Genomic DNA, 23,626 nt, shown 5'->3' with positions numbered 1-23,626 from the left:
GGCGGTCATGCGCGTTCTGATTATCGAAGACGAAGAAAAAACCGCGGACTATCTGCACCGTGGCCTGACCGAACAGGGCTACACCGTCGACCTCGCCCGCGACGGCGTCGAAGGCCTGCATCTGGCGCTGGAATGCGACTACGCAGTGATCGTCCTCGACGTCATGCTGCCGGGGCTCGATGGCTTCGGCGTACTGCGCGCATTACGTGCGCGCAAGCAGACCCCGGTGATCATGCTCACTGCTCGCGAGCGCGTTGAAGATCGCATCAAGGGTCTGCGCGACGGCGCCGACGATTACCTCGGCAAACCGTTTTCCTTTCTCGAACTGGTCGCCCGCCTGCAAGCCCTGACCCGCCGCAGCGGCGGCCACGAGCCGGTGCAAGTGACCATCGCCGACCTGTGGGTAGATCTGATCAGCCGCAAAGCCACCCGCGCCGGCATTCGCCTGGATCTGACCGCGAAAGAGTTTTCCCTGCTCAGCGTGCTCGCCCGCCGCCAGGGTGAAATCCTCTCTAAAACCGCCATTGCCGAGATGGTCTGGGACATCAATTTCGACAGCGACGCCAACGTGGTCGAAGTCGCGATCAAACGCTTGCGCGCCAAGCTCGACGGGCCGTTCAACGAAAAACTGCTGCACACCATTCGCGGCATGGGTTATGTGCTGGAGAGCCGTGGTGTCCAGTAACTCGATTGCGCTGCGCCTCAGCGGCATGTTCACGCTGGTGGCGCTCGTGGTGTTTCTGTTGATTGGTGGCGCGCTTTATCAACAGGTCGACAAGGGTCTGGGTTTGCTGCCGGAAGCTGAGCTGGATGCGCGTTACAGCGTGCTCGAATCCACCGTCGGCCGTTACGGCACGCCTGAGCATTGGGTGAAGATCAACAACAAGCTCAACCTGCTCGGCGAGGAAGACAAGCGCATCAGCTTCTGGATCAGCAGCGGCGACCCGCGTTACGAATACGGCAATCTCACGCCGCAGATTCGCGCGGCCATCAACGGCCCGTTGGGCATGCACGACTTGCGACTGCCCGGTCAACCCTATCCGTTGAAAGTGCTGATCAGTCAGTTCCCGGCCAAGGACCAGCGCCCGCCGCTGCGTTTCATGATCGGCATCGACACCGAGACGCTGCATCAGACCCAGCATCACTTGCTCGTTGCCTTGATCAGCCTGGCGGTGATCGGCGTGCTGCTGGCCTCGGCGTTGGGCTATTGGGTCGCAAGAATCGGTCTGAAGCCGTTGATCAAACTGTCGCAGGAAGCCCAGCGCCTGGCGCCACCGCTGCGCGCCGGACGCTTGCGTCTGTCGCCGTTGCCGCCGGAACTGGAGCAGTTTGTCGAGTCCTTCAATTCGACGCTGGAACGGGTCGAACTGGCCTATTCGCGGCTGGAATCGTTCAACGCAGACGTTGCCCATGAACTGCGTTCACCGCTGACCAACCTGATCGGCCAGACCCAGGTCGCGCTGACTCGCGGACGTTCGGCCGAACACTATTTCGAAGTGCTGCAATCGAACCTCGAAGAGCTGGAACGGCTGCGTTCGATCATCAACGACATGCTGTTTCTGGCCAGCGCCGACCAGGGCAACAAGGCAACCAAGCTGACCTCGACGTCACTGGCTGATGAGGTGGCGACGACACTGGACTATCTGGATTTCATTCTTGAAGACGCGCAGGTTGAAGTGAAGGTCAGCGGCGATGCGCAGGTACAAATCGAGGTCGCGCATTTGCGTCGGGCGCTGATCAATTTGCTCAGCAATGCGGTACAGCACACCGACCCAGGTCAGGTGATCGAGGTGCGCATTGAGGTTGAAAAGCATCAGGTGAGCATTGGGGTAGCGAATCCCGGAGCGCCGATTGCCGGCGAGCATCTGCCGAGATTGTTCGAACGGTTTTATCGGGTCGATGCTTCGCGTAGCAACAGTGGCAACAATCATGGGCTGGGGCTCGCGATCGTCAAGGCAATCGCGCTGATGCATGGCGGGGACGTGTTTGTGCACAGTGACCGGGGCATGAACACCTTCGGCATTCACCTTCCGGTCTGAAAAGATCAAAAGATCGCAGCCTTCGGCAGCTCCTACGGGTATACACCATGCCCTTGTAGGCGTTGCCGAAGACTGCGATCTTTGCATTTGCTGTAACAGTCTTTTATGAAACTTTGGTTGTTTCCAAACCCTCGACAACCTTATCTTTGCCCGCACCAAACAGCACTGCCAAGCAAGAGGGTTTTCGAAATGTCCAAGAGTATGGGTATTGCCAGCGCTTTCGTTTTGTCTTCATTGATCCTGTCGCCGACGGCGATGGCTGAAGAGTCGCAAGCATTCGTCGCGCACAACGTCGCCCGCGCGCAGGCGTTCGATCAGCGTCAGGCCGAAGTGATTGCCAAGGCTCAGGACGCGGAACAATCCCCTCAGGCCGCTACTTCCCAGACTCAAGTGATCGAGAAAGACAGCTGAGTCGTACCGAAAAAAGTTTCCCTTGACGCGGTCGTTTGGCTCCTCCCGTTCTTCCGTCGTCACTTCAGGCCGCTGCCGTTCAGCGGCCTTTTTTCGTTGTGGTCTGAAAGCTGCAGGGTGCGTCTGTAATAACAAGAAACATGAGTCGCTCAAGCACCAGAGCGATCCGCTGACCCAAGGAGCTCCACCGCACGTGTTTTATCCCGTCCGTCTCAGTCCATTGTTCATTGCAATTTCCGTAACGATCACTCCCGCCGCCCATGCCGACGAGCCCGCTGAACAAGGCTTCGTCGAAGGCTCGAGCCTCAACCTCAACGCCCGCAATTACTATATGAATCGCAACCGCTTGCAGAAATCGGACGACAACATCGAATGGAGTCAGGGCTTTCTCGGTGTGTTCCAGTCCGGTTATACCGAGGGCACCGTCGGCTTCGGCTTCGATGCCCACGCCATGCTCGGCCTGAAACTCGACGGTGGGGGCGGAACCGACGGTTCGAGTATCCTGCCGATCAGCGATGGCAACGGCAAAGCGCCGGGCTCGTTCTCGACCGCAGGCGGCACGCTGAAGCTGCGTGCGTTCGATACCGAGTTGAAGGCCGGTGATCTGTTCCTCACCAACCCGGTGATTGCCGGCGGCGACACGCGCATGCTGCCGCAGACGTTTCGTGGCATCAGCTTGAGCAACCGAAGCTTTGACGGCTGGCTGATAGAAGGCGGCCAGGCCAGCTTCACCAAGCCGTATAACCAGAGTGGACACACGCGAATCGGTACGTCCTACGGCACGCTCGCCGACGCAGACGAAAGCCGGCACCTGAACTGGGCCGGTGTGGCGTGGAATGGTGTCGAAGGTGTGACCAGCAGCCTTTACGCGTCCGAGCTCAAGGACATCTGGAACCAGTACTACTACGACCTTGACTACACCTGGCAACTGAACGATTTGGTCAGCCTCAATCCGGGTTTGCACTTCTATCACACCCAAGACACCGGCGACGCGCTGCTCGGCGACATCGACAACAACACCTGGAGCGTGCATTTCGCCGTCGGCATCGGCAGCCACAGCGTCACCGCTGCGTACCAGCGGGTCAACGGCAACACACCGTTCGACTACATCAGCCAGGGCGACAGCGTTTACCTGGACAACTCCCAGCAATACTCGGATTTCAACGGGCCGAACGAACGCTCGTGGAAGCTCAAGTACGCCTATGACTTCACCGGTGTCGGCATGCCCGGGTTGACCTCGGCGCTGTCCTACTCGCGCGGCACGGTGGACTTGACCAAAGCCGACTCCAATAGCCCGGGCTATTCCAGCTGGTACAGCGCCGATGGCCGCAACGCCAAACACTGGGAGCGCGATATTGATTTGCAATACGTCGTGCAAAGCGGCCAGGCCAAGGACCTGGCCGTGCGCCTGCAATGGGCGACCAACCGTGGCGGCAATGGTTATGGCGCCATTGATACGGATACAGATGAATACCGCGTAATCATCGACTACCCGGTCAACGTCTTCTAAGATCGGCGCTGCGATTTTCAGATTCCGGGATTTACCCTGTGGGAGCGGGCTTGCTCGCGAAGACGGTGTGTCATTCAACATCGATGTTGTCTGACCGACCGCTTTCGCGAGCAAGCCCGCTCCCACAAGGTTTTCCGGCGTTAGCCCTACTAAGCTTATGAAACCACCCCAACCGAACCCCCATCATGATCGCCAGCCGCACTCCATCCAGCACAGGCCAGACCGGCCGCCCCGAGCGCCTGTTGATTGTCGGCAGCCTGTTGACCGTGATTGCGATGGTGTGCATCGTCACCTTTCTGCTGATCCGCGAGTACGCCAGCGCGCAGGAAGCCGCCACCCGCCGCGCCACCACCATCGCGCAATTGATCGACGCCGATGTACTGCGCACCGTCGAGCTGTACGACCTGACACTGCAAGGCCTGATCGCCGCCGCCCAGCGGGACGACCTGCAGAACGTCTCGCCGCAGATCCGTCATCTGGCGCTCTTCGACCGCTCGACCACGGCGCGCTTCAAGGGCGACATTCTGCTGCTCGACAAGCATGGCGAAGTGATCGCCGACTCCTCGCGCATCGAACCGAAACCGGGCAATTTCGCCGACCGTGATTACTTCCTTGCGCACGCGTTCAACCGCGATACAGGGATGTTCATCAGCCGACCTTTCAAGACCCGTTGCGATTGCGCAGAGGCCGATCAGTGGCGCATCAGCTTCAGTCGCCGCATCTCCTCTCAGACCGGTGAATTCCTTGGCGTGGCGGTGGCATCGTTAAAACTCGACTACTTCGACGAGCTGTTCAAAAGCCTCGACATCGGCACGGACAGCACACTGAACATCATCAACAGCGATGGCGTGTTGCTCGCGCAAAAGCCCTATCTGCAGAGCGACTCGGTGGGCAAGAGCTTCGGCAACCGGCCCAATGTCGTGCGCATTCTCAATGACCGCGATGGCACCGGCAGTTTCACCAGCACCTCCAGCATGGATGAACAGCGCCGGCTCTATACCTACTCGCGGGTGGGCAATTTGCCGTTGACCGTGATGGTGGCCTTGTCCAGCGATGAAGTGTTCGGCACTTGGCGGCGAACGGCGATATTGATCAGTGGTGCTACCGGCGTGTTATGCCTGGGTCTGTTGTGGCTGACTTGGCTGCTCGCCCGGGAACTGCGCTTGCGTCATCGCGCCGAACGCGAACTGGCACAACTGGCCGCCACCGACGATCTGACCGGCGTGGCCAACCGGCGCATGCTCGACCAGACCTTGCGCCACGAATGGTTCCGCGCCCAGCGCTCGGGCCAGCCGCTGTCGGTGATGATGATCGATGCCGACCACTTCAAAGCATTCAATGACCGACATGGCCATCAGGCCGGGGATCAGGTCCTGCGCGAGCTGGCCAAGGTAATCACTGCGAACGTGCGACGCCCGGCGGATCTGGTCGCGCGTTATGGCGGAGAAGAATTTTCGGTGATTCTCGCCGAGACGGACTGCGCGGGGGCGCAACAGATCGCCGAGCAGATTCGTCAGGCGGTGCAAAACCTGCCAAGAGCCGAGGGCGCTGAGCGGGAGATGACGGTGAGTATTGGCATCGCCACGTGGACTTCGGCGAGCGAGATGACGCTGGAGCATCTGCTGTTTGCGGCGGACAAGGCGTTGTATCAGGCCAAGGAAGGCGGGCGTAATCGCGTTGTAGTGTCATTTTAAAGTCAAAAGATCGCAGCCTTCGGCAGCTCCTACATCTGGAATGCGGTATCCGTGTAGGAGCTGCCGAAGGCTGCGATCTTTTGCTTTTGAAAGGGCATAAAAAAAGGCCATCCGAGGATGGCCTTCAAAAAACTAGAGAGGTTTTTTACTTACACCGCCGCAACCGGGCGCATGTAAGAGATTGGTGCGGTGCTGGCGTCTTCGAACGTCACGACTTCCCAGGCATCTGTCTGCTCAATCAATTTGCGCAGCAGCTGGTTGTTCAGTGCATGACCGGACTTGAAGCCTTTGAACTCACCAATCAGGCTATTGCCCAGCAGGTACAGGTCGCCAATCGCATCGAGGATCTTGTGTTTGACGAATTCGTCTTCGTAACGAAGACCGTCTTCGTTCAACACGCCATCAGCGTCGACCACGATCGCGTTTTCCACGCTGCCGCCGAGTGCGAGGTTGTGCTTGCGCAGGTACTCGATGTCACTCATGAAGCCAAAGGTACGCGCGCGGCTGACTTCTTTTACGAACGAAGTGCTGGAAAAATCCACGCTTGCACTCTGGGTGCGGTCCCGGAATACCGGGTGATCGAAATCGATCTCGAAGCTCACCTTGAAGCCTTCGACAGGGACGAAAGTGGCGCGCTTGTCGCCGTCTTCCACTGTCACTTCACGCAGGATGCGGATGAATTTCTTGGCGGCGTCCTGTTCTTCCAGGCCTGCCGATTGAATCAGGAATACGAAGGGTCCAGCGCTGCCATCCATGATCGGGACTTCGGACGCGGAGAGCTCGACGTAGGCGTTATCGATGCCCAGGCCAGCCATGGCCGAGAGCAAGTGCTCTACCGTGTCCACTTTGACGTCGCCATTGATCAGCGTCGTCGACATAGTGGTTTCACCGACGTTTTCCGCGCGGGCAGGAATCTGCACCACAGGGTCGAGGTCAGCGCGACAAAACACAATGCCAGTGTCGACAGGCGCAGGCTTGAGGGTCAGGTAGACCTTCTCCCCGGAGTGCAGGCCTACACCTGTGGCACGGATAATATTTTTCAGTGTGCGTTGTTTAATCATGGCTTGGGCCGCTTCAGCGCAAATTGCGAACTGGTATCAACAAAGGCTGGCGATGATAGCAGACCATGCCTTTGCTGAACACCAATCACCTTCATAGCCCTGATACATTCCATCAATCGGCCTGACGACGCAGGAATGCCGGAATGTCCAGGTAGTCCAGGTCATCCTGCGGATTCATCTTCGCGGCAGCCGCAGCCCCGGCCTGAGCCTGGTTGCGCATCACGGTCGGACGATCCAGATCACGGTAGTTCACCGCAGGCTGCTCCTGACGTGCCGGAGCCGGTTGCTGCACCTGCGCCGAAGCCATGGAGGTGTGAACGGTGTTGTCGATGACCTTCACAGGCTTCTCGATTTTCGCGCCCAGACCGGTAGCAACCACGGTCACGTGCAGCTCGTCGCGCATGTCCGGATCGATAACGGTACCGACCTTGACCATCGCGTGCTCGGAAGCGAAGGCTTCGATGATCGAACCGACGTCGGAGTACTCACCCAGCGACAGGTCGGGACCTGCGGTGATGTTCACCAGAATGCCGCGCGCGCCTTGCAGGTTGACGTCTTCGAGCAGCGGGTTGCGGATCGCCGCTTCGGTGGCTTCACGTGCACGGTTCGGACCGCTGGCGCAGCCAGTGCCCATCATTGCCATGCCCATTTCGCTCATCACGGTGCGCACGTCGGCGAAGTCGACGTTGATCATGCCCGGACGCTTGATGATGTCGGAGATACCGCGAACGGCACCGGCCAGTACATCGTCTGCCTTGGCGAAAGCCGACAGCAGGCTGGCATCTTTGCCGAGGATGGTCAGCAGTTTTTCGTTCGGAATGGTGATCAACGAGTCAACGCTTTCGGAAAGCATACGGATGCCTTCGTCGGCGATCTGCATACGCTTGCGGCCTTCGAACGGGAACGGACGGGTCACGACCGCAACGGTCAGGATGCCCATTTCCTTGGCCACTTCGGCAATGATCGGCGCTGCACCGGTACCGGTACCGCCGCCCATGCCAGTGGTGATGAACACCATGTTGGTGCCCTGCAGCACTTCGGCAATGCGTTCGCGGTCTTCCAGAGCGGCTTGACGGCCGACTTCCGGATTCGCGCCGGCACCCAGGCCTTTGGTCACGCCGGTGCCCAGTTGCAGGATGGTCCGCGCGCCGATGTTTTTCAGCGCTTGAGCATCGGTGTTGGCGCAGATGAACTCAACGCCTTCGATGTTGCTCTTGACCATGTGATTGACAGCGTTGCCGCCGCCACCGCCGACACCGATAACTTTGATTACCGGGCTTGCGGGGATGTTGTCTACGAGTTCGAACATTTTCCCTCTCCTTACATTCTCTAGTTTTTTCGCCTACTGCTGTTTGTAGCGGTGTTGCGGTAAAGCTTTAAAAATTGCCTTGAACCCACTTCTTCAAGCGGTCCAGCAACGGCGCCTGTGGCTCTTCGTTGCTGTAGCTGTCGCGGCTGCCGATGCCGGAAAACGAAACTCCGTCGGACTGCTTCTGCAAGCCGTACATCAACAAGCCAACGCCAGTGGAATAAATCGGATTGCGCACCACATCATCCAGACCCTTCACGCCATGCGGTACACCGAGGCGCACCGGCATGTGGAAGATTTCCTCGGCCAGTTCAGTGGCGCCTTCCATTTTCGAAGTACCGCCGGTGAGCACGATGCCCGCCGGGATCAGGTCTTCGTAGCCGCTGCGACGCAGCTCCGCCTGAATCAGCGTGAACAGTTCGTCGTAACGCGGCTCGACCACTTCGGCCAGGGCCTGACGCGACAGTTCGCGCGGTGGACGATCGCCGACGCTTGGCACCTTGATGGTTTCACCGGCACCGGCCAGTTTGGCCAGGGCGCAGGCGTAACGGATCTTGATTTCTTCGGCGTATTGAGTCGGCGTGCGCAGCGCCATGGCGATGTCGTTGGTCACCTGATCACCGGCAATCGGGATCACTGCGGTGTGACGGATCGCGCCTTCAGTGAAGATCGCGATGTCAGTGGTGCCGCCGCCGATGTCGACCAGGCACACACCCAGTTCTTTTTCGTCGTCAGTGAGGACCGAGTAGGCCGAGGCCAATTGCTCAAGGATGATGTCGTCGATTTCCAGACCGCAGCGGCGCACGCATTTTTCAATGTTCTGTGCGGCGTTGACGGCGCAGGTGACAACGTGAACCTTGGCTTCCAGACGCACACCGGACATGCCCAGTGGTTCGCGCACGCCTTCCTGGTTATCGATCACGTAATCCTGCGGCAGGGTGTGCAGCACGCGCTGGTCAGCCGGGATCGCCACAGCCTGAGCGGCGTCGAGCACCCGCTCAAGGTCGGCCGAACTGACTTCGCGATCGCGGATCGCGACGATGCCGTGGGAGTTCAGGCTGCGGATGTGATTGCCCGCCACGCCGACAAAAGCCGAGTGAATGCGGCAGCCGGCCATCAGCTGGGCTTCTTCGATCGCGCGCTGGATCGACTGCACGGTGGATTCGATGTTGACCACCACGCCCTTCTTCAGGCCGCGGGACGGATGCGTGCCGATCCCGACGATTTCCAGCTGACCGTCGTCCGCGACCTCGCCTACCAGCGCCACCACCTTGGAAGTGCCGATATCCAGACCGACGATCATTTTGCCGCTTTGCACGTTTGCCATGGGTCCTGCCTCTTCTTAATTCTTTGCGACAGCGGGTTGGGCTGTCGTCGGCGGTACGGGTTCGCGGCAGCCCTCGGGGCGGGCGTTGGCGTAGCGCAGATCGATGCGCGCAATGTTCGTAATCTGCTCTTTCAGCGTCTTGTCATAGATGGCGATGAAGCGGCGCATCTTTTCCACCAGGTTGCCGCGTCCCAACAGCAGATCGATGCCAGGCCCCGAACTGCCGGCACCGGTAGTCAGGAACCAGCTGCCGCGTTCACGCAATTCCAGGCGTGCAATCGAAAAACCCAGCGGGCGCAACATCTGGCTCAACACCTGATACTGCTGCATCACCTGCTGCTGAGCCCTCTGTGGGCCGAACAGCTGCGGCAGGTGTTCGTAGTTCGCCAGTTCCTTGGGCGTAAACGCCTGGCCCTGGTTATTGAGCAACGACTCATCGCCCCAACGCGCCACCGGCAATTGCTCTTCGAGACGGATCACTACCTGATCCGGCCATACCCGACGCACTTCGGCGTGGGCAATCCACGGCATCTGCTCAAGCTCGGTACGCATACCGGCGAGGTCGATGGTGAAGAAGCTCGACGCCACGAACGGTGCAATCCGCTGCTGCACCGCCTGCTGGCTGATGTAGCTCAAGTCGCCCTGCACCGCGATCTTGCTGATCGGCCGGTCGGCGTACGGCAGCAGCCGCTGCGCGCCTTCATAGGTACCGAAGCCCAGCGCCACCAGCAGCACCGGCCAGAACAGACTTTTCAAAAAGCCGAAATTGGCTTTCGGCAGGCGCGCGGACATCGGCTCTTTCGCCACCATTCGGCTGGCGCCACGCGGCACCGGCTTGCGGCCGGGTGCGGGGGGCTGATGTCGCAGATGAGCGCCTTGCATGGTCTTAACCTCGCGCCTCTTTATTGCCAGCGTCTTCAACGCTGGCGGCCAGAATGGCCAGTACCAGTTGCTGGAAATCCAGACCGGCAGCACGCGCCGCCATCGGCACCAGACTGTGATCGGTCATGCCCGGTGCGGTATTCACTTCGAGGAACCAGAACTGCCCGTCGGCGTCCTGCATCACGTCCGCCCGGCCCCAACCGGCAATACCCAGCGCCTCACAGGCCTTGGCCGTGAGATCCATGAGTTCCTGTTCTTTGGCGGCATCCAGCCCGCACGGAATGCGGTACTGGGTATCGTTGGCGATGTACTTGGCGTCGTAGTCGTAGAACGTGTGCGGTGTACCCAGGGCGATAGGAGGCAACACCTGGTCACGCAGAGTGGCGATGGTGAACTCCGGACCTTGAATCCATTGCTCGACCAACACTTGTGAATCGTAGGTACTGGCCGCTTTCCATGCGTCGATCAACTCGGACGCAGAACTCACTTTGGCCATCCCGATACTTGAACCTTCATGCGCCGGTTTGACGATCAAAGGCAGGCCCAGTTCCGTCGCCGCCGAAATACAATCGGCTTCGCTGCACAGCACGGCGTGACGCGGCGTCGGAATGCCGAGGCTGTGCCAGACCTGCTTGGTGCGCAGTTTGTCCATCGCCAGTGCCGAGGCCAGAATGCCACTGCCGGTGTAGGGAATGCCCGCGCATTCGAGCAATCCCTGCATGCTGCCGTCTTCACCGCCGCGACCGTGGAGAATGATGAACGCACGGTCGATCTTTTCGCTGAGCAGACGTTGCAGGAAGTCTTGACCCACATCGATGCCGAACGCGTCGACGCCAGCGCTTTGCAGCGCCTCGAGCACGGCGTTACCGGATTTCAGCGAAACCTCACGCTCGGCACTCAGGCCGCCAAAAAGCACGGCGACGCGGCCGAAGTCTTTTGGCGCGATCGTGGAGAACAGCTTGGCGTAGGCAGCAGTCATTTCAACTTCCCCTCGACCGGCGCCGCCACGGCGCCGGCGAACAATTCACTTTTCAACAGCTTCGGCGCGAGACCGCCGATATCACCCGCGCCCTGGCACAACAGGATGTCGCCGGCACGCAGCAGCGGCTTGACCAGCGGCGCGAGGTCGACGCCACGCTCGATGTAGATCGGGTCGAGCTGGCCGCGCTGGCGGATGCTGTTGCACAGTTTGCGGCTGTCGGCGCCCGGGATCGGCTCTTCGCCGGCCGGATACACTTCCATCAGCAGCAGCACGTTGGCGTCGGCCAGTACATTGACGAAGTCGTCGTACAGATCGCGCGTGCGGCTGTAGCGATGTGGCTGGTAGACCATCACCAGACGGCGCTCCGGCCAGCCACCGCGCACGGCTTTGATCACCGCCGCGACTTCGGTCGGGTGATGGCCGTAGTCGTCGACCAGCATCACGTTGCCGCCCTCCACCGGCAGTTCGCCGTAGACCTGGAAGCGCCGACCAACGCCCTGGAAACCCGAAAGGCCCTGCACGATGGCTTCATCGCTGACGCCTTCGTCGGTGGCGATGCAGATGGTCGCCAGCGAGTTGAGCACGTTGTGATTGCCGGGCATGTTCACCGACACGTCAAGCGGCTCGCGATCCGGGCGCAGCACGGTGAAGAAGGTCTGCATGCCCTGCTGGCGCACATTGATTGCGCGCACGTCAGCGTCTTCGCTGAAGCCGTAGGTCACGGTCGGACGTTTGACCAGCGGGAGGATTTCGCGCACCACCGGATCGTCCAGGCACATCACCGCCAGCCCGTAGAACGGCAGGTTGTGCAGGAATTCAACGAAGGTTTTCTTCAGTTTGTTGAAGTCGCCATCGTAGGTCGCCATATGGTCGGCGTCGATATTGGTGACCACGGCCACCAACGGTTGCAGGTGCAGGAAGCTCGCATCGCTCTCGTCGGCTTCGGCGATCAGGTAACGGCTGGTGCCGAGCTGGGCATTGGTACCCGCCGCATTCAACCGGCCACCGATCACGAAGGTCGGATCGAGGCCACCGGCAGCGAACACCGAAGCGATCAGGCTGGTCGTCGTGGTTTTGCCGTGCGTACCGGCGACGGCGATGCCGTGGCGATAGCGCATCAGTTCGGCGAGCATTTCCGCACGCGGTACCACCGGGATACGACGCTCAAGCGCAGTCGCGACTTCCGGGTTGGAGGTATTCACAGCGCTAGAGACCACCAGTACGTCGGCGGTAGCGGCGTTCTCGGCACGGTGACCGATGAAGATCTGCGCGCCAAACGATTCCAGCCGCTCGGTGACCGGCGACGCTTTAAGGTCGGAACCGGAGACTTGATAGCCCAGGTTCAACAACACTTCAGCGATACCGCACATGCCCACGCCGCCGATACCGACGAAGTGGATGCGACGGATGCGGCGCATTTCCGGTTGTGGCATGGCTTTCTGATTCTCAACCATGGGCCACCTCCAGACAGGTATCGACCACGCTACGGGTGGCATCGGGTTTGGCCAGTCGGCGGGCCGCTTGGGCCATTGCTTCGAGTCGTTGCGGTTGCATCAAGACCTCTGTCAGGCGCGCGGCAAGGTCCGCGGCACCAGTCGTTCTTTGCGGCATCAGGAAGGCAGCGCCTTCGCGGGCCAAATAATCGGCGTTGCGGGTCTGGTGATCGTCGATCGCGTGGGGCAAAGGCACCAGCATCGAGGGCAGACCGGCGGCCGCCAGCTCACTGATGGTCAGCGCGCCGGCGCGGCACACCACCAGGTCAGCCCAGCCATAGGCTTGGGCCATGTCTTTGATGAACGGCTGCACCTGCGCTTCCACGCCTGCGGCGCGGTAACGCTCGGCAGTCACTTCATCGTGATTCTTGCCGGCCTGATGAAACACTTCCGGGCGCAAATCGGCAGCGACTTGGGCCAGGGCTTCAGGCAGTAATTTATTCAACGGTTCTGCGCCCAGGCTACCGCCAAGGATCAGCAAACGCGCTTTGCGGCCGGCCAGCGCCGGTCGCGATGTTTCGAGGAACAGCTCGCTGCGCACCGGATTACCGGTGGTACGGCGGCTGTCCGACAGAGTAAAGGTGTCGGGGAACGCTTCACACACTCGGGCGGCGAACGGCACCAGCAACCGATTGGCGGTGCCGGCGACAGCGTTCTGCTCGTGAACGATCACCGGCACGCCGGCCAGTTTCGCGGCAAGGCCGCCGGGGCCGGTCACATAACCACCGAAGCCGACCACACACACCGGTTTCAGCCGGCGCATGATCGCCCGCGCCTGCCAAACCGATTTCAGCAACATCAACGGTGCCTTTAGCAGCGACAGCTTGCCCTTGCCGCGCAGGCCGCTGGCGTTGATCCGGTGCAATTCAAGACCTGCCGCCGGGACCAGTTCGTTTTCGATGCCGCGCGGCGTGCCAAGCCAGTGCACGGTGTAGCCGCGCGCCTGAAATTCGCGGGCACAGGCCAGCGCCGGGAACACATGACCACCGGTACCGCCGGCCATGATCAATACGTTAGCGCCCATGAGTCGGCTCCTCAGCGAAGTCGCTCTCCTGGAATTCCATCTCTTCGCTGCCCAGGTGGGTTCGACTCTCCCACTCGATGCGCAGCAACAGACCCAGACAGGCGCAGCAGATCACCAGCGAGCTGCCGCCGTAACTGAGGAACGGCAGGGTCAGACCCTTGGTTGGCAGCAGGCCGACGTTCACACCGATGTTGATCAGGAACTGTCCAATCCACAGGAACGACAAGCCATAAGCCACGTAAGCGGCGAAGAACTGCTTGGCCTTCTCCGCCCACAGGCCGATGTACATGCCGCGAATACACACGAACACGAACAGCGCGACGGTGCACAGCGAACCGACCGCGCCAAGTTCTTCAGCAAGTACCGAGAACACGAAGTCGGTATGCGCTTCCGGCAGGTAGAACTGTTTCTGCACGCTGTTGCCCAGGCCGACGCCAAGCCACTCGCCGCGACCGAAAGCGATCAAGGCTTGCGACAGTTGATAGCCGGCGCCGAACTGGTCAGCCCACGGGTCGGCAAAGTTGGTCAGACGCGCCATTCGATAAGGCTGCATCTGGATCAGCAACACCACCGCGCCAACCGCCAGCACCACCATCAGCGAGAAGCGGAACAACCCGACCCCGCCAAGGAACAGCATCGCCGCCGCCGCGCCCATCATGACTACGGTGGCGCCGAAGTCCGGTTCCATCAGCAACAGACCGGCCATCGGCAGCAGGACAATGAACGGCTTGAAGAAGCCCATCCAGCTCTCACGCACTTCTTTCTGGCGGCGCACCAGATAACCGGCGAGGTAGATCACCACAAACACCTTGGCGATTTCCGAAGGCTGCACGTTGAAGAAACTGAAACCGATCCAGCGCATCGAACCGTTCACTTCGCGGCCGATGCCGGGGATGATCACCATCACCAGCAAACCGAACGCGCCGATCAGCATCATCCAGCCGAGGCGTTGCCAAGTGGCGATCGGAATCATCATGGTGACGATGCAAGCACCCAAACCCAGCACCACATAAATAAGGTGGCGAATCATGTAATACAGCGGGCTGCCCGACTGCGCGGCCGCCACTTCAGTCGACGCCGAGGCAATCATGATCAGACCCAGACCGAGCAGCGCCAGACAACCGGCGAGCATCGGGAAGTCGAGATCAATGCCACGCCCGGTGATCAGCGGCGACGGGTACGGCTTGATGATGTTTCTCAGGTTCATGCCAGTTCCTCCACGGCGCGGACGAACTGGTGACCACGGTCTTCATAATTCTTGAACATGTCGAAACTGGCGCAGGCCGGTGACAGCAGCACCACGTCACCCGATTGGGCAGCGGCGCGGCATTGCGCGACGGCGTCGACCAGCGAGGTCGCGCGGATCAAGGGCACGGCATCGCCGAGCGCTTCGCCGATCTTGTCCGAGTCGCGGCCCATCAGCACTACGGCGCGGCAGTTGGCCGCCACCGGATCGCGCAGATCGTTGAATTCGGCGCCTTTGCCGTCACCGCCGGCGATCAGAATGACCTTGCCGTCGATGTCCGCACCGAGGCCTTCGATGGCGGCCAGCGCAGCGCCAACGTTGGTGGCTTTGGAATCGTTGTAATAGGCCACGCCGTCGAGATCGCGTACCCACTGGCAGCGGTGCTCGAGGCCGGCAAACGTGCGCAGTGCCGAGAGCATGGCGTCGAACGGCAAACCCACAGCGTGACCCAGCGCCAATGCTGCAAGAGCGTTGGACTGGTTGTGTGCGCCGCGAACCTTCAGTTCACGCACCGGCATCAGGTTCTGGAATTCGAAGGCCAGATACTTCTCGCCATCTTCTTCGCGAATGCCGAAGGCCTTGAAGTCCGGTTTGCTCAAACCAAAAGTCCAGCATGGCTGGCCTTCGCCGATCAGTGGACGGCTCAGGGCATCCTGACGGTTGACCACGAACTGCCTGGCGCCGCGGAAGATCCGGTGCTTGGCCAGGTGATACGCCGGCAGACCGCTGTAGCGATCCATGTGGTCTTCGCTGATGTTCAGCACGGTGGCAACTTCGGCGTTGAGCTGGTCGGTGGTTTCCAGCTGGAAACTCGACAGCTCCATGACGTACAGCTCGACGTCGTCGCTGAGCAGATCCAGCGCCGGTGTGCCGAGGTTGCCGCCGACGGCGACGCGTTTGCCAGCGGCAGCGGCCATCTCGCCAACCAGTGTGGTGACGGTGCTTTTCGCGTTGGAACCGGTGATCGCGACGATCGGCGCCCGCGCGTTACGCGCGAACAACTCGATGTCGCCGGACATTTTCACACCACGCGCGGCGGCGGCTTGCAGGGCCGGAGTCGCCAGCGCCAGGCCGGGGCTCACGTAGAGCTCGTCGGCACGGCAGAGGAATTCGACGTCCAGCTCGCCACAACGCACTTCCACGTGCGGATAGTCACGCTTGAGCGTGGCCAGTTCCGGTGGATTTTCCCGCGTGTCGGCGACGGCAAACGACGTGCCCCGGTTCGCCAGGAAGCGAACCAGGGACATGCCGCTCTTGCCGAGGCCGACAACGATGCGGAAGTGGTCAGAAGCGATCAGAGACACTCGTTCTACCTCAGCTTCAGGGTGGCAAGGCCGACCAGGACGAGAATCACGGTGATGATCCAGAAACGGACGATCACGCGCGGCTCGGGCCAGCCCTTGAGTTCAAAGTGGTGGTGGATCGGCGCCATGCGAAACACACGACGACCGGTGAGCTTAAAGGACGCAACCTGAATGACCACTGACAGGGTTTCCATCACGAACACGCCGCCCATGATGAACAGGACGATTTCCTGACGAACGATCACCGCGATGGTGCCCAGTGCCGCGCCGAGTGCCAGGGCACCGACGTCGCCCATGAACACTTGCGCTGGATAGGTGTTGAACCAGAGGAAACCGAGGCCGGCACCGATCAGCGCGCCGCAGAACACGATCAGCTCGCCCGCGCCCGGCACGTAAGGAATCAGCAGGTATTCGGCGAATTTCACGTTACCCGACAGGTAGCAGAAAATTCCCAGACCGCCGCCAACCATTACGGTTGGCATGATCGCCAGCCCATCGAGGCCGTCAGTCAGGTTGACCGCGTTGCTCGAACCGACAATCACGAAATAGGTCAGCACGATGAAACCGGCGCCCAACGGAATGCTGTAGTCCTTGAGCATCGGCAGGATCAGCGTGGTTTCCACCGGAGTGGATGCGGTCATATAAAGGAAGATCGCCGCACCGAGGCCGAATACCGACTGCCAGAAATACTTCCAGCGGCTCGGCAGGCCACGGGAGTTCTTCTCGATGACTTTGCGGTAATCGTCGACCCAACCGATGGCGCCGAACAGCAGGGTCACCAGCAGCACCACCCAGACGTAGCGGTTGCTCAAGTCAGCCCAGAGCAAGGTGCTGACGCCGATCGAAGACAGGATCAGCGCGCCACCCATGGTCGGCGTGCCGGATTTGGACAGGTGCGATTGCGGACCGTCGTTACGTACCGATTGGCCGATCTGACGGTTCTGCAGGGTGCGGATCATCCACGGGCCATAGCACAGCGACAAAACCAGCGCGGTCAGCACACCGAGAATCCCGCGCAGGGTCAGGTACTGAAAGACCGCGAAGCCTTTGTAGAACTGTTGCAGATACTCCGCTAGCAGCAGCAGCATTAATGTTTCTCCAGACTGGACCCGCACAGAGCCGCAACGATGTTTTCCATCGCTGCACTGCGCGAACCCTTGATCAAAATGGTGGTGTTTGTGTCCTGCTCGGCGTCGAGGGCCTGGATCAGTTCGGCTTGCGTGCCGAAGTGATGCGCCTGTTCACCGAAAGCGTTCACGGCGTGGACCATGTTTGGCCCGACGGCGTAAAGCGCGGAAACCTTGCCTCGGGCGTACTCGCCCACGTCGCGGTGCCCCTGCTCCGCCCACTCGCCCAACTCGCCGATATCCCCGAGCACCAGGACGGTGCGGCCGGAAAAGCCGGCGAGTATATCAACGGCGGCGCACATCGAGGTGGGGTTTGCGTTGTAGGTGTCATCGATCACGCGCATGCCGTTTTTCGCCAGCTGCGCGACGGTGCGGCCCTTGACCGGTTGCACCGCGCCGAGGCCGGTGGCGATGCCGAACAGCGACACGCCCAAGGCGTGCGCAGCAGCGGCGGCAGCCAGGGCGTTGGCGACGTTATGGGTGCCGAGCAGGTTCAACTGCACACGCTCGCTACCTTCAGGTGTATGCAGATTGAACGCGGGGCAACCGCGCGCATCGGTGCTCATGTCGCTGGCGTAGAAATCCGCCTGAACGTTGCTTAGAGCGAAGGTCAATACTTTGCGAGCGCCTGCACGGGTCTGCCAGATACCGAAGGCTTTGTCATCGAGGTTGAGCACGGCGATGCCATCAGCGGCGATGCCTTCGATGATTTCGCCTTTGGCTTCGACGATTTTTTCCGGGCCACCGAACTCACCAACGTGTGCGGTACCGGCATTGTTCAGAATCGCTACATGCGGTTTGGTCAACCCAACGGTGTAGGCGATTTCGCCCAGACGCGAGGCGCCCAGCTCAATCACCGCCGATGTATGTTCCGGCGCCAGTTCGATCAGGGTCAGCGGTACGCCGAGGTCATTGTTCAGGTTGCCACGAGTCGCCAGCACCGGACCGCGCGTGCGCAGGATGCTCGCGAGCATTTCCTTGACCGTGGTCTTGCCGCTGGAACCGGTCACTGCCGCGACTGGCTGGGTGAACGCAGCACGGTTCAACGCGCCGAGTTGGCCGAGGGCCTGACGGGTGTCCTTGACCAGCAACTGCGGCAGCGTGCTGTCGGCGACTTCGCGCTCGACCAGTGCTGCAACGGCGCCTTTGCCGGCGACGTCGTTCAGATAATCATGACCGTCGAAACGCGGCCCAGTCAGCGCGACGAAAAGCTGTCCCGGCTGAATGGCGCGGCTATCGATGCTGACGCCATTGAAGCTGGCATCGCTGCCGATCAGGCGGGCTTGGAGGGCGTTGGTCAGTTCGCTGAGTGTCAGGGCCTTAAGCATGGGCCACCTCCCACGCGGTCAGGGCATGATCGGCCTCGACCAGATCGGAAAACGGCTGGCGCACGCCGTTGATTTCCTGATAGTCCTCGTGACCTTTGCCGGCGAGCACAATCACGTCGTCAGCGGTCGCGCCAGCAATCAACTGCGCAATCGCCCGGCCGCGACCGGCGACGAAACTGACTTTATCCACAGCGGTGAAACCGGCGCGGATGTCGTCGAAAATCACAGCAGGATCTTCAGTGCGCGGGTTGTCGTCGGTGACCAGCACCTGATCGGCCAGACGCTCGACCACTTCAGCCATCAAAGGGCGCTTGCCGCGATCGCGATCACCGCCACAGCCGAACAGACACAGCAACTGACCTTTGACGTGCGGGCGCAGTGCGCTGAGGACTTTTTCCAGCGCGTCCGGAGTGTGGGCGTAATCGACCACCACCAGCGGCTGCGTGCCGCCGCCCAGACGCTGCATGCGCCCGGCCGGGCCTTCGAGTTTCGGTAGCACCTTGAGAATTTCGTCGAGGGCGTAATCCAGCCCGAGCAAGGCGCCGACTGCCGCCAGAACGTTGCTCAGGTTGAAACGCCCGAGCAACGTGCTGCGCAGATGATGCTCGCCCTGCGGCGTGACCAGCGTGGCGCGCACGCCGTGGTCATCGAACTGCGCTTCGCGGCAGAACAGGTAAGCGCTGCTGTCGAGCAGGCTGTAGGTGATCAAACGCGACTCGCGTTTTTCCGCCGCCAGTTGCCGGCCGAAATCGTCGTCGAGGTTGACCACGCGGCACTTCAGGTCGTTCCAGGCGAACAGCCTGGCCTTGGCCTCGGCATACGCCTGCATAGTGCCGTGGTAATCCAGATGATCGCGGGACAGGTTGGTCATCACGGCCACGTCGAACGCCAGCGCGGTAACCCGGCCCTGATCCAGTCCGTGGGACGACACTTCCATGGCCACGGCTTTGGCGCCGGCCTTTTTCAGGTCGCCCAGCGTCGCCTGCACGGCGATCGGATTCGGCGTGGTATGCAAACCGCTTTCCAGCGCGCCATAGAAGCCGGAACCCAAGGTGCCGACGATGCCGCAATGCTGGCCGAGCAGATCCAGTGCCTGCGCAACCAGTTGGGTCACGCTGGTCTTGCCGTTGGTACCAGTCACACCGATCAGATTCAGGTGATGACTCGGTTCACCATAAAAGCGCCCGGCGATGTCCGACAGCTGCGCCGCCAGACCTTTGACCGGAATCAGCGGCACATCGGTGATCGGCAGCACAGTCGCGCCTTCCACTTCATACGCCACGGCTGCGGCGCCGCGTTGCAGGGCATCGGCGATGTGCGCACGACCGTCGAATTTGCCGCCGGGCACGGCGAGAAACAGATCGCCGGCGCGCACGTTGCGGCTGTCCAGCGCCAGTTCACGGATCAACAGATCGTGGCCGGCGTGGGGGAATATCTTGTTCAGACTCAATGACATCAGCCGCGCCCTCCATTGGCTTTCAGCGGAACGACCGGGGTGGCGTTGGCCTGTTGGGTGGTCGGCAGGTTGTCCGGGGTCACGTTCATCAGGCGCAGGGTGCCCGACATCACGCGGCTGAACACCGGCGCCGAAACCAGACCACCGAAGTAACCGGCCTTGGTCGGCTCATCGATCACCACAACGATGGCGTAACGCGGATCGCTCATCGGGCCGAAGCCGGCGAACAGCGAACGGTAAGAATTTTCCGCATAGCCCTTGGTGCCGACCGAGGTCTTGCGCGCGGTACCCGACTTGCCGCCGACGTGATAAGCCGGCACTTGTGCACGGAACACGCCGCGCGGCGCTTCGATCACTTGCTGCAACATGCCCTGCATGGTTTTTGCCACGGCTTCGGGCAGCACTTGCGTGGTCTGCGGCATCTTGTCGGTTTTGATCAGGGTCAGTGGCGCGAGGCGCCCGTTGTTGGCCAACGCCGAGAACGCGTGCACCAGCTGGATCGCGGTCACGGAAATACCGTAGCCGTAAGACAAGGTTGCAGTTTCGGCCTTGCGCCATTCGCGGTAGTTCGGCAGATTGCCGACACGTTCGCCGGGGAAGCCCAGACCGGTGTCCTGGCCAAGGCCGACTTTCTGCGCGAGGCGGAAAATCGTCTCACCGCCGATATCGAAGGCGACTTTACTCATGCCGACGTTACTGGAATTGATCAGAATGCCGGTCAGGTCGAGCACCGGGCCTTCGGATTTCGATACGTCTTTAATGGTGTATTTGCCGATCTGCAACGAGCCCGGATACACCTCGACGGTGTCACTCGGTTTCCAGCGGCCGGTTTCGATCGCCGCGCTCATCGAGATGGCTTTCATCGTCGAACCCGGTTCGAACACGTCGATCATCGCGCGGTTGCGCATCATCGCCGGCTGCAGGTTGCGGCGGTTATTCGGGTTGTAGGTCGGCTGATTGACCATGGCGAGAATCTCGCCGGTCTTCACATCCATGATCACCAGACTGCCGGCCTTGGCGCCGTTCTCGATGATCGCGTTGCGCAGCTCGCGGTTGGCCAGGTATTGCAGACGCAGGTCAATCGACAACGCCAAGGGCTTGCCGGCCTTGGCGTTCTTGGTGACCTGGACATCCTTGATCAGCCGTCCGCGGCGATCCTTGATCACTTGTCGTTTGCCCGGCACCCCGGCCAGCCATTCGTCATAGGCCAGCTCGACGCCTTCACGACCGTGATCGTCGATATCAGTAAACCCGACCATGTGCGCGGTGACTTCACCGGCCGGGTAGAAGCGGCGGAATTCTTCGATGCCGTAAACGCCCGGCACTTTCAGATCGAGCACGGCCTGGCCCTGCTCGGGGGTCAATCCGCGCACCAGATAGATGAATTCTTTGTTGGCCTGCGCTTCGAGGCGCTCGCTCAGGGCTTTCGGATCCTGGCCCAGCGCGGCAGCGAGTGCCGGCCACTTCTCTTTGGCCGACTGCATTTCCTTGGCGTTCGCCCACAGCGTGGTCACCGGGGTACTCACGGCCAGAGGCTCGCCATTACGGTCGGTGATCAGACCACGGTGCGCCGGAATCGGGATGTGCCGCAGACTGCGCGCGTCGCCCTGCCCCTTGAGGAAGTCACGGTCGACCACTTGCAGGTCGATGATTCGCCAGCAGATCGCCGCGACCATCAGACCGAGCAGCGCCACCATCAGGCGGAAGCGCCACGGAAACAGTGCGCCTTCGAGTTTCATCATGGCGCCACCATCTTCACGTCAGCCGCGCCGGGAATGTGCATTTTCAGTTGTTCGGTGGCCAGCACTTCAATGCGACTGTGCGCGGTCCAGGTGCTCTGCTCGAGAATCAAGCGGCCCCACTCGGCCTGCGCCTTGTCGCGCACACTGAGTTCGTTATAAAGGGTGTTGAGCAACTGACGATTCCAGTGCGCGCTGTACGACACGGCGATGGCCGAAAAAAGCACGCCGATAAACAGCAGCAGCATCAGAAAGCTGCCGCCAGGCAATGGCTTGGCGAAGAGCTTGCTCACCGCAACTTCTCCGCAACACGCATGACAGCGCTACGGGAACGTGGGTTGGCTTTGAGTTCGGCATCAGAGGCCGTCTGCGCTTTGCCGTGGATTTTGATTTTCGGTTCGAAGGCGACATGGCGAACCGGCAGGTTGCGCGGCAGGTTGTCGGCCTCGCCTTTCACCAGTTTGCGCATGAACAGTTTGACGATGCGGTCTTCCAGCGAATGGAAGCTGATCACCACCAGACGACCGCCGACTTCCAGCGCGTCCAGTGCGGCCTCGAGGCCCGCTTCCAGATCACCCAATTCGTTATTGACGTGAATGCGCAAGCCCTGGAACGCGCGGGTGGCCGGGTTCTTGCCCTTTTCCCATGCCGGGTTGGCGACTTTCAGCACTTCAGCCAGATCGGCGGTGCGCTCGAACGGCTTGATGTCACGACGCTCGGCGACGGCACGGGCCATACGCCCGGAGAAACGTTCTTCGCCGTATTCCTTGAACACGCGGGCGATTTCTTCAGCCGGCGCGGTGTTGACGAACTCGGCCGCGCTGATGCCACGGGACGGGTCCATGCGCATGTCCAGCGGCCCGTCATTGAGGAAACTGAAGCCGCGCTCGGCGTCGTCGAGTTGCGGCGACGACACGCCGAGGTCGAGCAGAATGCCGCTGACCTTGCCGGCCAGACCCTGCTCGGCAACCACCGAACCGAGCTCGGCAAAGCTGCGCTGCACAACGACAAAGCGGCCGTCTTCGGCCGCTAGCGTTTGCCCGGTGGCAATCGCTTGAGGATCCTTGTCGAATCCGATAAGTCGACCGTCCGGCCCGAGCTGGCTGAGGATCAATCGGCTGTGCCCACCGCGCCCGAACGTGCCGTCCAGATAGCAGCCATCAGGACGTACGGCGAGAGCCTCGACGGCTTCGTCAAGCAGTACGGTGATGTGGTTAAAGCCGCTATCAATAGTCACAGGATCAAATCACGCAGTTCATCAGGCATCGCGCCCGGTTGTTGAATAGCAGCAAGGTCAGCGGCAGACACCGCGTTCCATGCATCCTCGTCCCACAGTTGGAACTTGTTCAGTTGGCCCACCAGCATTGCGCGCTTATCCAGCTTGGCGTATTCGCGCAGACGCGGCGGAACCAGGAAACGACCACTGCCATCGAGTTCAAGGTCGACGGCATTACCAATCAGCAAACGTTGCAGACGACGGTTCTCTTCGCGAAGCGAAGGGAGTGCGCGCAACTTGGTTTCAATGATTTCCCACTCGTCGAGCGGGTAGACACACAAACATGGATCTACGGCATCAATGGTCACGATCAATTGGCCGGAACTGCGCGAATCGAGCTCGTCACGGTACCGGCTCGGCATAGCGAGACGGCCCTTTGCATCGAGACTGATAGCGTTAGCTCCGCGAAACACGTCAG

21 protein-coding genes are annotated in these 23,626 nt (G+C 60.9%); 5 read left to right on the top strand and 16 right to left on the bottom strand.

Features of this window, described 5'->3' with window-relative positions:
• The first annotated feature begins 7 nt into the window (after positions 1-7).
• From ACIGDJ_RS24975 to ACIGDJ_RS24955, 5 genes are all read left to right on the top strand, one after another.
• The gene (locus tag ACIGDJ_RS24975) at positions 8-685 is read left to right on the top strand and encodes a heavy metal response regulator transcription factor (protein ID WP_101161971.1); all 678 of its coding nucleotides are present in this window, start codon (positions 8-10) and stop codon (positions 683-685) included.
• Complete coding sequence (locus tag ACIGDJ_RS24970; protein ID WP_101161970.1) at positions 675-2,039, top strand: heavy metal sensor histidine kinase; 1,365 nt, start codon at positions 675-677, stop codon at positions 2,037-2,039. The genes ACIGDJ_RS24975 and ACIGDJ_RS24970 overlap by 11 nt, the downstream gene beginning before the upstream one ends.
• A gap of 189 nt (positions 2,040-2,228) precedes the next feature.
• On the top strand, positions 2,229-2,450 hold the full coding sequence (locus tag ACIGDJ_RS24965; RefSeq protein ID WP_101161969.1) for a hypothetical protein: 222 nt from the start codon (positions 2,229-2,231) through the stop codon (positions 2,448-2,450).
• Between the two features lie 193 nt (positions 2,451-2,643).
• Positions 2,644-3,960, top strand: a complete 1,317-nt coding sequence (locus tag ACIGDJ_RS24960) for an OprD family porin (protein WP_397479862.1) — start codon at positions 2,644-2,646, stop codon at positions 3,958-3,960.
• A 185-nt stretch (positions 3,961-4,145) separates the two neighbouring features.
• Positions 4,146-5,654 carry a sensor domain-containing diguanylate cyclase gene (locus tag ACIGDJ_RS24955; RefSeq protein WP_397479863.1) on the top strand — a complete coding sequence of 503 codons (1,509 nt, stop codon included), beginning with the start codon at positions 4,146-4,148 and terminating at the stop codon, positions 5,652-5,654.
• A 149-nt stretch (positions 5,655-5,803) separates the two neighbouring features.
• Here ACIGDJ_RS24955 and lpxC read toward each other — a convergent pair whose 3' ends face one another.
• From lpxC to mraZ, 16 genes are all read right to left on the bottom strand, one after another.
• On the bottom strand, positions 5,804-6,715 hold the full coding sequence (gene lpxC / locus ACIGDJ_RS24950) for a UDP-3-O-acyl-N-acetylglucosamine deacetylase (RefSeq protein WP_397504640.1): 912 nt from the start codon (positions 6,713-6,715) through the stop codon (positions 5,804-5,806).
• Positions 6,716-6,827: 112 nt separating this feature from the next.
• Entirely contained in the window at positions 6,828-8,024 is a 1,197-nt protein-coding gene (gene ftsZ / locus ACIGDJ_RS24945; protein ID WP_101161966.1) for a cell division protein FtsZ, read from the bottom strand.
• 67 nt (positions 8,025-8,091) lie between these two features.
• On the bottom strand, positions 8,092-9,351 hold the full coding sequence (ftsA, locus tag ACIGDJ_RS24940) for a cell division protein FtsA (RefSeq protein WP_313000774.1): 1,260 nt from the start codon (positions 9,349-9,351) through the stop codon (positions 8,092-8,094).
• Between the two features lie 15 nt (positions 9,352-9,366).
• Positions 9,367-10,233 carry a cell division protein FtsQ/DivIB gene (locus ACIGDJ_RS24935; protein WP_397504639.1) on the bottom strand — a complete coding sequence of 289 codons (867 nt, stop codon included), beginning with the start codon at positions 10,231-10,233 and terminating at the stop codon, positions 9,367-9,369.
• A gap of 4 nt (positions 10,234-10,237) precedes the next feature.
• Positions 10,238-11,212 carry a D-alanine--D-alanine ligase gene (locus tag ACIGDJ_RS24930; protein WP_101161964.1) on the bottom strand — a complete coding sequence of 325 codons (975 nt, stop codon included), beginning with the start codon at positions 11,210-11,212 and terminating at the stop codon, positions 10,238-10,240.
• Positions 11,209-12,669, bottom strand: a complete 1,461-nt coding sequence (gene murC, locus ACIGDJ_RS24925) for a UDP-N-acetylmuramate--L-alanine ligase (RefSeq protein ID WP_101161963.1) — start codon at positions 12,667-12,669, stop codon at positions 11,209-11,211. Before murC ends, ACIGDJ_RS24930 begins: the two co-directional genes overlap by 4 nt.
• Entirely contained in the window at positions 12,662-13,732 is a 1,071-nt protein-coding gene (murG, locus tag ACIGDJ_RS24920; RefSeq protein ID WP_123420121.1) for an undecaprenyldiphospho-muramoylpentapeptide beta-N-acetylglucosaminyltransferase, read from the bottom strand. The genes murC and murG overlap by 8 nt, the downstream gene beginning before the upstream one ends.
• Positions 13,722-14,939, bottom strand: a complete 1,218-nt coding sequence (gene ftsW / locus ACIGDJ_RS24915) for a putative lipid II flippase FtsW (protein ID WP_016773276.1) — start codon at positions 14,937-14,939, stop codon at positions 13,722-13,724. Before ftsW ends, murG begins: the two co-directional genes overlap by 11 nt.
• A complete protein-coding gene (murD, locus tag ACIGDJ_RS24910) occupies positions 14,936-16,282 on the bottom strand; it encodes a UDP-N-acetylmuramoyl-L-alanine--D-glutamate ligase (protein ID WP_101161960.1) in 1,347 nt (448 codons plus the stop codon). The genes ftsW and murD overlap by 4 nt, the downstream gene beginning before the upstream one ends.
• Positions 16,283-16,287: 5 nt before the next feature.
• Positions 16,288-17,370, bottom strand: a complete 1,083-nt coding sequence (gene mraY / locus ACIGDJ_RS24905; RefSeq protein WP_090286123.1) for a phospho-N-acetylmuramoyl-pentapeptide-transferase — start codon at positions 17,368-17,370, stop codon at positions 16,288-16,290.
• Positions 17,370-18,737 (bottom strand): UDP-N-acetylmuramoyl-tripeptide--D-alanyl-D-alanine ligase, encoded by a 1,368-nt coding sequence (gene murF / locus ACIGDJ_RS24900; RefSeq protein ID WP_313000760.1) that lies wholly within the window; start codon positions 18,735-18,737, stop codon positions 17,370-17,372. The genes mraY and murF overlap by 1 nt, the downstream gene beginning before the upstream one ends.
• Positions 18,730-20,193, bottom strand: a complete 1,464-nt coding sequence (locus ACIGDJ_RS24895) for a UDP-N-acetylmuramoyl-L-alanyl-D-glutamate--2,6-diaminopimelate ligase (RefSeq protein ID WP_101161958.1) — start codon at positions 20,191-20,193, stop codon at positions 18,730-18,732. The genes murF and ACIGDJ_RS24895 overlap by 8 nt, the downstream gene beginning before the upstream one ends.
• Positions 20,193-21,932 (bottom strand): penicillin-binding protein 2, encoded by a 1,740-nt coding sequence (locus ACIGDJ_RS24890; protein WP_178081236.1) that lies wholly within the window; start codon positions 21,930-21,932, stop codon positions 20,193-20,195. Before ACIGDJ_RS24890 ends, ACIGDJ_RS24895 begins: the two co-directional genes overlap by 1 nt.
• Positions 21,932-22,225, bottom strand: coding sequence for a cell division protein FtsL (gene ftsL / locus ACIGDJ_RS24885; protein ID WP_016773269.1), 294 nt, complete (start codon positions 22,223-22,225; stop codon positions 21,932-21,934). Before ftsL ends, ACIGDJ_RS24890 begins: the two co-directional genes overlap by 1 nt.
• Positions 22,222-23,169 (bottom strand): 16S rRNA (cytosine(1402)-N(4))-methyltransferase RsmH, encoded by a 948-nt coding sequence (rsmH, locus tag ACIGDJ_RS24880; protein WP_371918395.1) that lies wholly within the window; start codon positions 23,167-23,169, stop codon positions 22,222-22,224. Before rsmH ends, ftsL begins: the two co-directional genes overlap by 4 nt.
• The gene (gene mraZ / locus ACIGDJ_RS24875) at positions 23,166-23,621 is read right to left on the bottom strand and encodes a division/cell wall cluster transcriptional repressor MraZ (RefSeq protein ID WP_007917012.1); all 456 of its coding nucleotides are present in this window, start codon (positions 23,619-23,621) and stop codon (positions 23,166-23,168) included. Before mraZ ends, rsmH begins: the two co-directional genes overlap by 4 nt.
• Positions 23,622-23,626 lie beyond the last annotated feature (5 nt).

Source organism: Pseudomonas sp. NPDC079367 (assembly GCF_044542195.1).
Taxonomy (GTDB): Bacteria; Pseudomonadota; Gammaproteobacteria; order Pseudomonadales; family Pseudomonadaceae; genus Aquipseudomonas.
The sequence above is the reverse complement of the archived record's forward strand: the minus strand, read 5'-3'. Positions and strand labels throughout refer to the sequence as shown.

Coding starts and splice junctions, on each gene's coding strand:
- murC (WP_101161963.1), bottom strand. CDS start 12,669: ATGGTTGAGAATCAGAAAGCCATGCCACAACCGGAAATGCGCCGCATC.
- ftsA (WP_313000774.1), bottom strand. CDS start 9,351: ATGGCAAACGTGCAAAGCGGCAAAATGATCGTCGGTCTGGATATCGGC.
- murF (WP_313000760.1), bottom strand. CDS start 18,737: ATGCTTAAGGCCCTGACACTCAGCGAACTGACCAACGCCCTCCAAGCC.
- ftsZ (WP_101161966.1), bottom strand. CDS start 8,024: ATGTTCGAACTCGTAGACAACATCCCCGCAAGCCCGGTAATCAAAGTT.
- ACIGDJ_RS24975 (WP_101161971.1), top strand. CDS start 8: ATGCGCGTTCTGATTATCGAAGACGAAGAAAAAACCGCGGACTATCTG.
- murG (WP_123420121.1), bottom strand. CDS start 13,732: ATGGGCGCTAACGTATTGATCATGGCCGGCGGTACCGGTGGTCATGTG.
- mraY (WP_090286123.1), bottom strand. CDS start 17,370: ATGCTGCTGCTGCTAGCGGAGTATCTGCAACAGTTCTACAAAGGCTTC.
- ACIGDJ_RS24935 (WP_397504639.1), bottom strand. CDS start 10,233: ATGCAAGGCGCTCATCTGCGACATCAGCCCCCCGCACCCGGCCGCAAG.
- lpxC (WP_397504640.1), bottom strand. CDS start 6,715: ATGATTAAACAACGCACACTGAAAAATATTATCCGTGCCACAGGTGTA.
- ACIGDJ_RS24955 (WP_397479863.1), top strand. CDS start 4,146: ATGATCGCCAGCCGCACTCCATCCAGCACAGGCCAGACCGGCCGCCCC.
- ACIGDJ_RS24965 (WP_101161969.1), top strand. CDS start 2,229: ATGTCCAAGAGTATGGGTATTGCCAGCGCTTTCGTTTTGTCTTCATTG.
- ftsW (WP_016773276.1), bottom strand. CDS start 14,939: ATGAACCTGAGAAACATCATCAAGCCGTACCCGTCGCCGCTGATCACC.
- ACIGDJ_RS24930 (WP_101161964.1), bottom strand. CDS start 11,212: ATGACTGCTGCCTACGCCAAGCTGTTCTCCACGATCGCGCCAAAAGAC.
- ACIGDJ_RS24895 (WP_101161958.1), bottom strand. CDS start 20,193: ATGTCATTGAGTCTGAACAAGATATTCCCCCACGCCGGCCACGATCTG.
- ACIGDJ_RS24890 (WP_178081236.1), bottom strand. CDS start 21,932: ATGAAACTCGAAGGCGCACTGTTTCCGTGGCGCTTCCGCCTGATGGTG.